This window comes from Bradyrhizobium sp. CCBAU 51745, assembly GCF_028128715.1.
Classification (GTDB): Bacteria; Pseudomonadota; Alphaproteobacteria; order Rhizobiales; family Xanthobacteraceae; genus Bradyrhizobium; species Bradyrhizobium manausense.
This window is the reverse complement of sequence record NZ_LBJP01000008.1, coordinates 70203-82351: the sequence shown is the minus strand read 5'-3', so window position 1 is coordinate 82351 and position 12149 is coordinate 70203. Positions and strand designations below refer to the sequence as shown.

The window sequence follows — 12149 nt, the reverse complement described above, 5'->3', positions numbered from 1 at the left end:
TAGCTGAGCTGCCACACCAATTTCATATTGCAATGCAACATATAGGGCACTAGGTATCCGGCATCAAAATGAGGCCGTTATGAGCGCAGATTGGAATACCAAATATGGCACGCGGCGCGTGCGCCACGATCCGCCCACGCTGGATGAGGCGATTTTCGCGGCCGTCGGCATCACCGACGACCAGGAGCAGCAGGCCGAGATCGCTGCCGCGCTGATGGGGATGCCACTGGAAATCGTTCAGGCCGAGGTCAAGAAGCAGGCCCGCACCAACAGCCGCATCACCGCGACGCGCGTGATCGCCGGCGAACAGGGCGCGCAGCGCTCTGTCGTGGTCGAGCGCCGCGTCGTTCGTCGCTTCGGCAACGACAAGCGCACCGGCACCTAAGCCCTCACCTTCTTGCTTCAAAAAAAAGCGGACCGGCCTCGCCGGTCCGCTTTTTGATTCAGGCCTTTGCTGTCAGGCCGCGCGATTGCCGTACATGCTGGAGATCAGCTTCCAGCAGGTCGAGTTGAAGCTGAGCAGCGCGCGGCCAGCCTTGAACGGCGCCGAGGCGAGATCCGCAAGCTCGTCCTCGGGCGTCTTGGTCAGGTCGATCGTGCCGGTCGATTCGCCATGGCGGAATTGCAGGTTCGCGCCGAACTTCCTGGCGAGCGCTCGCATGGCGTGATTCTCCGCGCCCGTGGTGATGCGCAGGCTCTTGTAGCCCTTCCAGCGCGCTTCCGCGATCAGGCGGCTGAACAGCACGGTGCCGACGTTCTGGCGGCGGGCGGAGGCTTCCACGCTGAAAGCGACTTCGGGCAGCGAATCACCCTCCGGCGGATGCAGCTCAGCCGCACCACGCACCACGCCGTCGACGATGTAGGCAACGATCACGGTGCCATCATCCGCGCAGCGGGCCGCGTAGCGCTCGATAAAACTGTCGTCGAGAAAACCGTTGAAGCGGTCGTGCCGGCTTTCGGCATCGAGCCTGAGCAGATGATCGCGCAACAGCGGCAACTCTTCCTGCTGGCTCAGGGTCCGCACATAGCCCGGAACGGACGTCGCGCGAACGGTCTCATCAAGTATCACGTCAAAACTCCTCTTGGTGTCCCTCGAGGAGGCGTTCGAATCCCTAGGGCCCCAATATTGTGCGTCGCAACAAAATTATCAAGACGGGAACCTGCTCAAGTTTCCGGCATCGGGGACGACTAATTCGTTAATAAAATCAAGGCCCCGTAGTCTTACAGGACCAGCTGCGTCTGGGTCACCACGGCCACCAGCTTGCCGTCCTCGGTCTCCAGCCGGGTGGTCCAGACCTGGGTCCGGCGCCCCCGGTGAACCGGGGTCGCGGTCGCGATGATAATGGTTCCCTCCTTGGCGCCACCGATGAAGTTGGTCTTGCTCTCCAGCGTCGTCGTGCCCTTGGCGTCATCAGGCAGATTAATCACGGTCGCCGCTGCGCCAACGGAATCAGCGAGCGCCATCACCGCGCCGCCGTGGATGGTGTGATGCAGGGTGCAGAGATCGGGCCGCACGATCATCCGCGCGACCACGCGATCCTTCCCGGCCTCGACGAATTCGACGCCCTTGAGCTCGGCGAACGGCATTTTCATCGCCTTGAGTTTTTCGAGCGGCGTCATCGGATCTCCTCCCAATTCATTGTTGTCTCAACGTGAATGGCTTCGCGCGGCAAAGCAATGACGTCTGAGGTAATGGTTGCCGTGACGCCGGCGCTCCCCCGGCAGGGACGCGCCGACCATCCCTCCACCGTCATTGCGAGCGAAGCGAAGCAATCCAGACTGCCTGCGCCGAGGGATTCTGGATTGCTTCGTCGCAAGTGCTCCTCGCAATGACGCCGGAGAGGCTTCGTGTTTCACGTCACTGCATTCACGACCTGGTATTCCGGCCGACGCCAGAGCCCGCCTGCGATCACCTCCTCGATGATCTCGGCCGCACGGACGATCTCGCTCTCGCCGATATAGAGCGGCGTGATGCCGAACCTCATGATATCGGGCGCACGGAAATCGCCGATGACGCCGCGCGCGATCAGGGCCTGCATCGCGGCGTAACCGCCTGCGAAGGCGAACGAGACTTGCGAACCACGACGCTCGTGCGCGCGCGGGGTCACGAGCTTCAGGGACGGGCAACGACGCTCGACCTCAGCGATCAGGAGATCACCGAGCGCCAACGAGCGGGCGCGGACCTCCTTGATGTCGACCCGATCCCAGATATGCTCCAGCGCCGCCATCGCCAGTACCGGGGGTGTGCCGACGCGCATGCGCTCGACACCGCCGGCGGCGGCATAGCCAAGCTCAAACGCAAACGGCTTTGCGTGGCCCATCCATCCGGAGAGCGCCGCACGCGCGCCGTCGGCACGACGCGGCGCGACGTAGAGAAACGCCGGCGCGCCGGGGCCGGCATTGATGTATTTGTAGGTGCACCCCGCGGCGAAATCGACACCGCAGCCGGCGAGATCGACCGGCAGCGCGCCGGCTGAATGCGCGAGGTCCCAGACCGTGACGATATCAAGCGCATGCGCCTTCGCGGTCAGCTTCGCCATGTCGTGACGGCGGCCGGTGCGGTAGTCGACCTCGGTGATGTAGAGGACGGCGACCTCTTCCGACAGCGAAGCCTCGATCTCCTCCGGAGCCACCAGGCGCAGCTGATGGCCGCGCCCGAGCGTCGCGATCAGGCCTTCCGCCATGTAGAGGTCGGTCGGGAAATTGCCGGTGTCCGACAGGACGACCTTGCGCGAGGCGTTCATGTCGAGCGCAGCGGCGAGTGCCTGGTAGACCTTGAGCGAAAGCGTATCGCCGACCATCACCGAGCCGGCCTCCGCGCCGATCAGCCGGGCGATGCGATCGCCGACATGGCGCGGCTGGGCATACCAGCCTGCGCTGTTCCAGGCGCGGATCAGCTCATCGCCCCACTCCGTCGTGATGACGCGGTTGACGCGCTCGACGACACCAAGCGGCAATGCGCCGAGCGAATTGCCGTCGAGATAGATCACACCCTCGGGCAGATGAAACAGCGCCCTGGTGTCGGCGTAGACGCGAAGCCTGGACATGGACATCCCTACAGAATCGTGCGCACGCGCCAGAGTTCGGGAAACAGCTCGACCTCGAGCATGCGCTTCAGATAGCTGACGCCACCCGTGCCGCCGGTGCCGCGCTTGAAGCCGATGACGCGCTCGACCGTGGTGACATGGTTGAAGCGCCAGCGCCGGAAATAATCCTCGAAATCGACCAGCTTCTCGGCAAGCTCGTACAGCATCCAGTGCGTCTCCGGCGCCTGGTAGACCTCGCGCCAGGCGTCAAGCACGCCCTCGCTGAAGCTGTGGGTCTCCCGAACGTCGCGCGCCAGCACGGCGGCCGGCATCTTGAGCCCGTGGCGATCGGCAAGCCGCAGCACCTCGTCATAGAGGCTCGGCGTCGCGAGCTCAGCCTCGAGCAGTTTTGTCGTTTCCACATCGTGCGCGTGCGGCTTCAGCATGGCGTGGTTGCGGTTGCCGAGCAGATATTCGATCAGCCGATATTGCCGCGACTGGAAGCCGGAGGACTGGCCGAGCTGGGAGCGAAAGCGGGTATATTCACTGGGCGTCATCGTACGCAGCACGTCCCAGGCGTTGTTTAGCTGCTCGAAGATGCGCGACATTCGCGCCAGCATCTTCATGGCGGGAGCCACCTCGTCCCTGGCGATGGCGCGGCGCGCGGCGCTGAGCTCATGGATCGCGAGACGCATCCACAGCTCCGTGGTTTGATGCTGAATGATGAACAGCATCTCGTCATGCGCTTCGGAGAGCGGATGCTGCGCGCCGAGAATGGCATCCAGCGACAGATATTCGCCATAGGACATGCGCCGGGCGAAGTCGGTCTCGGCGCCTTCGCTTGCGGGATCGTAATCGTTGGACGTCATGACATGTCCTTTCGATCGATCATTCCTGCCCTCGTTCAATCGAGCCCGATCAGACGCGCGGTGATCTGCGAGGACGGGTCCTTCAGCGCGTCGATCACGGTGAAATGGTTGAGCCCGGGATCGACGACGAGCCGCGTCGGCACGTCAAAGCCGGTCCAGACATTGGCCAGCAGGTCGGACTGGCGGATGAATTCAGGCCGCTCGCTGCCGCCGACCCAGGCGGTGACAGGCGAATGCCCGCGCGGCAGATGCAGCGCTGCGCTCTCGAGCGTCGCCTCCTCCATGGTCATGCGCAGCGTCTCGTTCATCTTCGTCTTCAGCAGCGGCCGCAGATCGTGCAGCCCGCTGATCGAGAGCGTACCGGCGATGCGGCTGAACACTGAAGGCTCGAGCCGGCTGTCGTCGCACAGCATGCGCGTGACGAGATGGCCGCCGGCCGAATGGCCGGCGAGCCGGATCGGTCCCGCGACGAGCGAGGCGGCTTTCGCGATCGCGGCGGCGATCTCCGCCGTAATGTCGGAGATGCGCGCCGCCGGCGCCAACGTGTAGCTCGGCAGGCACACGGTCCAGCCGTGATGCCGCGCGCCTTCGGCAAGATCCGTCCAGGCCGATTTGTCGAAGCGCATCCAATAGCCGCCGTGCACGAACACAACGAGGCCCTTGCTGTCGCCGTCGGGCAGGATCAGGTCGAAACTCTGACGCTCGGCGGAGCCATAGGCGATGTCAGGGCGAAAATCCTTCAGCCCGGCCCGGTAGGCCGCCGCCCGCTCCGCCCATTGCGCCGGCATCTTGTCCGAACCCGGTATATGGGCCGAATTGGCGTAAGCATCATCCCAATCGCGCATCGTGACTCCCCCGGGGACTCGTTCAGCGAACCGAACGCCAGTCTGCCACCGGTCAGGGCGGCATCCTAGTCTTTCTTTTAAGCTTAAAGGATTTGGATAGGCCCGTGTTTCGGGCGACCGGCGCTCCAGCCAAGACCACCCGTCATTGCGAGCGCAGCGAAGCAATCCAGTCTGTTTCCGCAGCAACTCTGGATTGCTTCGTCGCAAGAGCTCCTCGCAATGACGCGGAGAGGCCGCTACGCCCTCTCCACCCCGCACCATTCGGCGATGAACAGCGCCATCGCCTTGGTCGTCTTCTTCAGCGATTCCAGATCGACGAATTCGTTGAAGCCGTGCATCTCGCCGCCGCTGGCGCCGAAGCACAGGCTCGGGATGCCGTGGTTGAGGCCGTAAAAGCGGGTGTCGGTGAGTGCGGTGAAGACGAGGTCCTCGACCGCTCCGCCATAAACCTTGTTGAAGGCCTTGCCGAAGGCCGCTTCCGACGCCGCCGAATTTGTCAGCTCATAGCCTTCCGACAGGAAGCCGGACCATTCGACCTCCGGCGGATTGTTCGCGAGGAAGCGGTGATTACGCGAGGCCGCCGCGATGCACGCCAGAATCTCCTTCTGGTGGTCGGCGATCGACCAACCCGGCAACACGGCAATGCGGCAATCGACGTCGCACCAGGCCGGGACGCTGGAAGCCCAGTCGCCACCCTTGATGATGCCGGGGTTGAAATTGATGGGATGGTTGAGCGTCTTGAAGTGGCGGTCGGCCTTGGCACGCTCGTTCCATTCGATCTCGAGCTTCTGCACCGCCTGGATCAGATGATACGCCGCCATGATCGCGTTGGCACCCGAGCCGGCATGCGCGACGTGGACGGGATGGCCCTTCACGCGAAGGCGAAACCAGATCACGCCGACCTGCGCGCGCACCATCTTGCCGCCGGTCGGCTCGGGAATGAAGCAGGCATCGGCCCGGTAGCCCCGCTGCAGCGTCGAGAGTGCGCCGACGCCGGTGCTCTCCTCCTCGATGACAGACTGGAAGTGGATCCGAGCCGTCGGCTTCAGACCGGCCGCCTTGATCGCATCCAGCGCATAGAGTGCGCCGATGGTGCCCGACTTCATGTCGCAGGCGCCGCGGCCGAACATCTTGCCGTCCTTGATGACGGGCGAGAACGGCGGGGTATCCCACAGTTCCAGCGGCCCCGCGGGCACCACGTCGCAGTGGCCCTGGAGGATCAGCGATTTGCCCGCCTCGGTGGACGAACGATACGTACCGACCACCGTGCGCGCCCTGGAGAAATCATGCTCGATCGTCCCGAAGCCGCGCAGATCCTTCAAGTCGTCGACATTGATGTGCCAATCGTCGACCTCGTAGCCGCGTGCGCGCAGCAAGTCGCCGATCATGTCCTGGCACGGCCCCTCCGCCCCGCGGGTCGAAGGGATCGCGACGAAATCGCGCGTGGTCGCAAGCTGGGCTTCGAAGCCGGCGTCGACGGCGTCAAGAATCCTCTGCTGCGTTTCGGCATCCATCAGGCAACTCCCGGCATCCGATTGGTCTAAGGAGCGCGCAAGCTAGCCGATTTCAGCCGTTGGGGTACTCTACAAAATAAGCATCCCGCAATGCATCTTCGAGCAGGCGGCCCTCGGAATAGCCATTCAGCGTCGCAGGACGCGTGACGCCATCGAGCAGCCGCGGGCACGGCTCGGGCGCGCCGAGAACGGTGCGAACCGGAATGCGCTCGGCATAAATAGGCAGTTCGTAGTCCTCTTCGTCGTCGGCGACACCCTTGGCGCGGATCTTGGCCGAGGCCTCCTCGATATCCATCGCGATAAAGGAGGTCGCCTTGATCTCCTGGATATTGCTGGCCCGCAGGCCCGCGGTGCGATCCGGGAAGAAGCGGTCGACCATCGCGACCACCGCGCGCTCCTTCTCGACGGGATCGGTGACGAGATAGGCGGTGCCGAACGCCATCACCGCGCGATAGTCGGCGGAATGATTGAAGCCGCAACGCGCCAACACGAGGCTGTCGAGATGGGCCACCGTCAGGCACACGCGCTCGCCTTTGGTTTGGTTGCGCAGCATGCGGCTGGCGCTCGAGCCGTGCCAGTACAGCTTGGTCCCCTCGCGCCAGAAGAAGGTCGGCGTGCAATAGGGCTGACCGTCGATCACATAGGAGACGTGGCACAACATCGAGGAATCCAGGATGCGGTGGACGGTGGCGTGATCGTAGAAGCCGCGGTCGTGCCGGCGCTTCACCTGGTTGCGCGCCGACGTCGGATAGGAATTTGGGCTCTCGGTCTGGCTCACGGCCGCTCCTGTCGGGTCTGGAACAGTTCCAGACCAGTTGTAGCCGCGCATTTGGTCTGCGATAGTGCCAATTCCATGCAAAAAATTCCGACCAATTCTCCCGGGAAGGCCGAGCTGCCGCTCGATCTCACCGGCCCGCACATCACAGCCGGCGCGTCCTCGGCGCACCGGCTGTACCAAGCGCTGTGCGAGATGATCGTCGGCGGCCTCGTCAAGTCGGGCGAGCCGCTGCCGCCCTCGCGCGCGCTGGCGAAGCAGACCGGCTTTCGGCGCAATGCGGTGGTCACGGCTTACGAGCGCCTGATCGCCGACGGGTTTGCGGAAGCAACCGTTGGCTCCGGCACCTTTGTCGCCGCGCGCATCCCGGCCCGCGCCGCCGCATCGAAGAAGCCGAAGGTGATCGTCGAGGCGCCGAAACAAGGCGCCCTCTCGCTCGGCTGTACCCATATTGACGAGCGCGCGGTGCAACGTTTTCGCGCCTTTGTCGGCCGACGGCTGCGCGCCTTTGGCAGCGAGCATCTGCACTACGGCGACCCGCGCGGCAGCAATGAGCTGCGCGTTGCGATCGCCGATCATCTGCTCTCGGCGCGGGGCCTGCGCTGCGACCCCGACCAGATCATGCTGACGTCGGGCACGTTGCACACGCTGCGTATCGTGCTGGGCGCTCTGTTGAAACCGAATGATCAAGTCTGGTGCGAGGATCCAGGCTATCCCACGGCGCGCAAGACCATCGCGCAATGCGGTTACCGTACCGTCGCCGTTCCCGTTGACGCCCACGGTCTGCAAGTCGCGAGGGGCCGCTCCGCCGCACCAGGTGCGCGCGCAGCCTATGTCACGCCGTCGCACCAGTTTCCGCTGGGCGTGCAGATGTCGATGCCGCGGCGGCTCGAGCTGCTGGACTGGGCGAAGCAGGCCGGCGCCTTCGTGTTCGAGGACGATTACGACAGCGAGTTCCGCTACGACGGCGCGCCGCTGATGTCGCTCGCCGGCATCGATCACCTCCAGCGCGTGATCTACATGGGCACCTTCGCCAAGACGCTGTTTCCGGGCCTGCGCATCGGCTATTGCGCCCTGCCCGAGCGCCTGATCGGCGACGTCACGGCCGCGCGCGCCGCGCTCGACCGCTTCCCCGCCACGCTGATGGAAGGCGCGGTCGCCGACATGCTTAACTCAGGCGCTTTCGCCGCAAATCTGAAGCGGGTACGCAAGCTCTACCGTGAAGCGCGCGACGCGCTGGCCGAAACGCTCGAGGCCGCGTCAGGTGGTGCGCTGTCGGTCCCGGTGCCGTCGCAGGGCCTGCACCTCGTGGCCCGGTTCGATCCGTCGGTTGCCCCAGTGGTCGCTGCTGAAGCAAAGCAGGCGGCAGGTGCGGAAGGCTGGCTGCTCGCCGACACCTATGCGCGGACGCGGCCCCTGCCGGGGTTCGTGCTGGGATTTTCAGGGCATGCGGTTCCACAGCTCGTCACTGCCGCCGAACGACTTGCAAAAGAATCGCGCGCCAGATTGCGCCCGAAGGGCCATCACGCCCGGCAGGCCTGACAAAGGTTCAGTATCAGAATCGGTGGCTGCTGCTTAACATTGCAGAATCGATTCCGGGATCCCTCATCATGTCACCCGTCGCCTCACTCGGCCGTGCAGCCTGCCTCGCGCTCCTGATCTCCTCCTCGCTCGCCTCGGCGGCCTATGCGACCACGGTCGGGCGTGAGCAGGATATCGTCGACCTCAAGCTCGGCCAGCGCGTGCAGGTGGATGACGGAACCTGCCCGGCCGGACAGGTCAAGGAAGTACGTGGCTCGAAGATGACGGACAAGGGCGTCGCGCGAACGGCATCCTGCGTGCCGCGGTTCGGTCCGAAGTAGAGGTGAGACCTTAGGATTTCGCAGGGTCGAACATGCACTGCAAGGTCGGCTTGGCAATCTTGGTGAAGGTCGCGCCGATCTCGCCTTGCTTGGCGGCCGGCACCCAATCGGTCTCGATCGTGGGAACGCCGGTCTCACTGATGCCGCGCAGCAGCGCTTCGCGCAGGTCGCGATCCTCGACGACGGCAGCCGCGTGATCATGCAGGCAGCCGCAGACCTCTTCCGGGTGCTCCCAGCGCCCGAGCATGCGCGGCGCACATTGCCTCACGAACTCGCTGCGCGGATCCGGCAACCGGCTCGGTGAGCGCACCTGAGCCTGAACGGAGCTGATGGTCAGAAGGGACAGGAACGCCGCGGCGCAGAAACGAAGATACATGATGGCGCCTTTGCGGGCTGGTTTTCTTGTTGGGGGATCAGAAGCGCGCCGCCACAACGATCGGCTGCGGCGCCGTGGTTGAGATCGGCGAGCCGCTGTACTGGAAGGTCCCGATGCCGGGCAGATTGCCGTCCGGTGCTCCCGCGAACGAGGAACCGGCGAGCACGAAACCGAAAGCAAGGATGAAGCTGAGCGCGCGCATGGGATATCTCCGAATTGCGTGGCCGGCGGTTCCGCCGTCGTCGTTGTCACCCTGATAACCATCAGCGGTTTCTTCCGTGATGCGCCCAAAGCCCAGAATGGTTTCGTTCCCGGTGAGAATTGTTTCGTCGCTCACGGCGCGACGAAACAATCTGCCGAAAACATCAATCATTTCAGATGGGGCCATTGATGGTTTCAACCGGCATGAGAACGACCGTCTGCGTCACTGGAGGCGAAGCGGTCATATCGGCGACGTCTGCGCTTCACATGCATTTTACGGTTTTCTGCTGAAGAGGTCGGCGAACGAGGGCCGGCCCCCCGATGAACCGAGAATCGATCGGACGCGACCGAAGCCTTCGAAACCGAACGGCCCGTCATTATCAGGGCACATATTGAGGGATGGCCATCATGATGGCGCAAGATCGCGCAACGGTGCGCGAGGAGGCGCAGCCTACGGACCGCGCCGATCGGCAGATCGGCGACCGTACCGGTTTGCCCGGCGCGATGGCTCTGCAATCAGGACGCGGCTACGAGGCCGCGCCGCAGGCGTTCGTGCGGCTAAGCGGCTCGCACCTGATGAAACCGCGCATGAAGCGCGATCCCACTACTGAGTGAACGCAAGCGCGTCACTGAGTAAAGAAGTCGCCGCACTTCTGGACGTTCGCGTCAGCCGGTCCCCACGGCATGATCGGAACGGTCGAGGTCGAATTCTTCGGCGATCCCTCGATCAGCTTGTCCGAATAGACCATGTAGACCAGCACATTGCGCTTGGCGTCGCAGCCGCGCACGATCTGCATCTTCTTGAAGAACAGCGACCGGCGCCTGCGGAACATGTCGTCGCCCTGTTCCATCTTCTCCTTGAACTTGATCGGGCCGACCTGGCGGCAGGCAAGTGAGATGTCCGAGACCTCCTCGGCAAGTCCCAGCCAGCCCTTGAAGCCACCCTTCTCCGGTACCGTGAAATGACAGGCCACGCCCTCGACCTCGGGGTCGTCGAGACCATAGGTCGCGAGCTTGTCATTCGGGCTCATCCATTTGAACACTGTGGACCGGCGGAAGATCAGATCAGGCTCGTCGGCGGCCGATGCGCAAGCCAGAGGAACGGCCAGAGCCAGGAGCACTAAAGCAAGGCCTTTCAAGCGGATGCCGGAAAGACCGGGGAAACGGGATGACATGAAGTTCTCCGGTAACAAGTCCTGGCAATGTAGGTATGGGAGGTCCCGACAGGAAGGTGACAGCAGGCCGGGCGCGGCCGCCGTTTACCGCTCCGTGAGGCTTTTTTGTTACGTCTTGAACAAATGTAGCGGATCGCAGAACCACCGTGCTGGTGAACGCGTATCCCCTCTGCGACACTAACGTCTGATTTGGATTGTGGATTCGAGGAATGAATAGCGTGAACGGGTCCCCCTTCTCCGCCGCGCCGGCACGGCTGTGGCAGGCCGCGATTTTGGCGGCGGCGGGTGCGATCGGAACGACCAGCCAGGCGGAAGCAGCATTCTATTATTATCCGGACTATTCGGGCGCGTACTACGCCCCGCAACAGCGCTATCCGGCGGAGCCGCGACTGAAGCCGCAGAAGCGCGGCTCGGCAGCCGCAAAGACCAAGAAAGAGACCGTCGGCGAGAAAGAGACCGGCGCGAAGCCGCAAGGCCCGCTCGTCATCGTCGTCTCGATCGAGCGGCAGAAGGTGACGATCTACGACTCCAAGGGCGTCTTCGCGGAGTCGCCGGTGTCGACAGGCATGAAGGGCCATTCGACGCCGATGGGTGTGTTCAGCGTCATCCAGAAGCACAAATTCCACCACTCCAACATCTATAGCGGCGCGCCGATGCCGTACATGCAGCGGATCACCTGGTCCGGCGTCGCCATGCATGCCGGCGTATTGCCGGGCTATCCGGCCTCGCACGGCTGCATCCGCATGCCGATGGCGTTCGCGGTCAAGATGTGGAACTGGACCAAGATGGGCGCGCGCGTGATCGTCACGCCGGGCCAGATGACGCCGCAAAGCTTCTCGCATCCGATGCTCGCTTCCCTGCGCGTCCCGCCGCAGCCCGCAGCAAGCCTCGAGCCGCCGACGAGCGTCGGCGACAAGGCGGACAAGGGCGCGCCTGACACCAAGGTCACGGACGCAAAGCCCGTCGAGACCAAATCTTTGGAGAGGAAGACAGCCAGCGCAGAAGGCGTGCTCGAGCTGCGCTCCACGGTGGGCCATACCGTGATGTCGGATGTGACCACGGGCAACGCGCCGGTTCGCGACGAAGCGGCGAAGACGGACGACGCTGCCAAGCCCGTTGACGCGGCGAGCACCGAAACAAAGCCGACTGACGCTGCGGACGCGGCCAAGACGACGCCAGACGAGAAGCCGGCAGACAAGGTCGACCCCACCAAGTCCGAGCCGGCCAAGTCCGAGCCCGCCAAGTCCGAGCCCGCCAAGTCCGAGCCCGCCAAGGCTGACACGGCGGCGACCGAGAACAAGCCCGACGCGGCTGCGACAACGGTTGCGCCCGCGCAAGCTGCTTCGCCGGATGCGAAGAAGGATCAGACCCGCATCGCCGATCCCGCGCCGTCCGTGAAGCCGGACCTGCCGAAGCGGACCGGTCAGATTGCGGTGTTCATCAGCCGCAAGGATTCCAAGCTCTACGTGCGGCAGAACTTCGCGCCGATGTTCGATGTGCCCGTCA

15 protein-coding genes and 1 pseudogene are annotated in these 12149 nt (G+C 64.0%); 5 read left to right on the top strand and 11 right to left on the bottom strand.

The window, feature by feature from the left end; all coding sequences use genetic code 11:
- Positions 1–79: 79 nt before the first annotated feature.
- Complete coding sequence (locus XH98_RS11080) at positions 80–385, top strand: hypothetical protein (RefSeq protein ID WP_200468134.1); 306 nt, start codon at positions 80–82, stop codon at positions 383–385.
- A 72-nt stretch (positions 386–457) separates the two neighbouring features.
- On the opposite strand, the gene XH98_RS11075 is transcribed toward XH98_RS11080, so the two are convergent.
- The 7 genes from XH98_RS11075 to XH98_RS11045 all read right to left on the bottom strand — a co-directional run bounded on the left by XH98_RS11075 (position 458) and on the right by XH98_RS11045 (position 7032).
- On the bottom strand, positions 458–1069 hold the full coding sequence (locus XH98_RS11075) for a GNAT family N-acetyltransferase (protein WP_271618609.1): 612 nt from the start codon (positions 1067–1069) through the stop codon (positions 458–460).
- 152 nt (positions 1070–1221) lie between these two features.
- Positions 1222–1620, bottom strand: coding sequence for a PaaI family thioesterase (locus XH98_RS11070; RefSeq protein WP_271618608.1), 399 nt, complete (start codon positions 1618–1620; stop codon positions 1222–1224).
- Positions 1621–1853: 233 nt separating this feature from the next.
- Positions 1854–3047, bottom strand: coding sequence for a kynureninase (gene kynU / locus XH98_RS11065; protein WP_271618607.1), 1194 nt, complete (start codon positions 3045–3047; stop codon positions 1854–1856).
- Between the two features lie 8 nt (positions 3048–3055).
- Positions 3056–3895 (bottom strand): tryptophan 2,3-dioxygenase, encoded by an 840-nt coding sequence (gene kynA, locus XH98_RS11060; protein ID WP_271602972.1) that lies wholly within the window; start codon positions 3893–3895, stop codon positions 3056–3058.
- Positions 3896–3930: 35 nt separating this feature from the next.
- On the bottom strand, positions 3931–4740 hold the full coding sequence (locus XH98_RS11055) for an alpha/beta hydrolase (RefSeq protein ID WP_271618606.1): 810 nt from the start codon (positions 4738–4740) through the stop codon (positions 3931–3933).
- Positions 4741–4976: 236 nt separating this feature from the next.
- Positions 4977–6254 (bottom strand): ArgE/DapE family deacylase, encoded by a 1278-nt coding sequence (locus XH98_RS11050; RefSeq protein WP_271618605.1) that lies wholly within the window; start codon positions 6252–6254, stop codon positions 4977–4979.
- 52 nt (positions 6255–6306) lie between these two features.
- Positions 6307–7032: a pyridoxamine 5'-phosphate oxidase family protein gene (locus XH98_RS11045; protein WP_271618604.1), complete on the bottom strand. Its 726-nt coding sequence runs from the start codon at positions 7030–7032 to the stop codon at positions 6307–6309.
- A 75-nt stretch (positions 7033–7107) separates the two neighbouring features.
- Here XH98_RS11045 and pdxR point away from each other — a divergent pair, with 75 nt between their 5' ends.
- Together pdxR and XH98_RS11035 are read left to right on the top strand one after the other, a co-directional pair.
- Positions 7108–8571 (top strand): MocR-like pyridoxine biosynthesis transcription factor PdxR, encoded by a 1464-nt coding sequence (gene pdxR, locus XH98_RS11040; RefSeq protein ID WP_271618603.1) that lies wholly within the window; start codon positions 7108–7110, stop codon positions 8569–8571.
- A 68-nt stretch (positions 8572–8639) separates the two neighbouring features.
- Positions 8640–8891, top strand: coding sequence for a DUF6719 family protein (locus XH98_RS11035; protein ID WP_271602977.1), 252 nt, complete (start codon positions 8640–8642; stop codon positions 8889–8891).
- Positions 8892–8901: 10 nt separating this feature from the next.
- On the opposite strand, the gene XH98_RS11030 is transcribed toward XH98_RS11035, so the two are convergent.
- Positions 8902–9267 carry a hypothetical protein gene (locus XH98_RS11030; protein WP_271602978.1) on the bottom strand — a complete coding sequence of 122 codons (366 nt, stop codon included), beginning with the start codon at positions 9265–9267 and terminating at the stop codon, positions 8902–8904.
- A gap of 37 nt (positions 9268–9304) precedes the next feature.
- On the bottom strand, positions 9305–9655 hold the full coding sequence (locus XH98_RS11025) for a hypothetical protein (RefSeq protein ID WP_271618602.1): 351 nt from the start codon (positions 9653–9655) through the stop codon (positions 9305–9307).
- A gap of 221 nt (positions 9656–9876) precedes the next feature.
- On the opposite strand from XH98_RS11025, the gene XH98_RS11020 reads away from it, so the two are divergent.
- Positions 9877–10083 carry a hypothetical protein gene (locus XH98_RS11020; RefSeq protein ID WP_271602980.1) on the top strand — a complete coding sequence of 69 codons (207 nt, stop codon included), beginning with the start codon at positions 9877–9879 and terminating at the stop codon, positions 10081–10083.
- Between the two features lie 11 nt (positions 10084–10094).
- Here XH98_RS11020 and XH98_RS11015 read toward each other — a convergent pair whose 3' ends face one another.
- Entirely contained in the window at positions 10095–10643 is a 549-nt protein-coding gene (locus tag XH98_RS11015) for a CreA family protein (protein ID WP_057757796.1), read from the bottom strand.
- A 209-nt stretch (positions 10644–10852) separates the two neighbouring features.
- Here XH98_RS11015 and XH98_RS41045 point away from each other — a divergent pair.
- Positions 10853–11461, top strand: a pseudogene (locus tag XH98_RS41045) (L,D-transpeptidase family protein); the annotation flags it as partial.
- On the opposite strand, the gene XH98_RS41040 reads toward XH98_RS41045, so the two are convergent.
- On the bottom strand, positions 11359–11925 hold the full coding sequence (locus XH98_RS41040; protein WP_442868572.1) for a pentapeptide repeat-containing protein: 567 nt from the start codon (positions 11923–11925) through the stop codon (positions 11359–11361). The pseudogene XH98_RS41045 and the gene XH98_RS41040 overlap by 103 nt on opposite strands.
- Positions 11926–12149 lie beyond the last annotated feature (224 nt).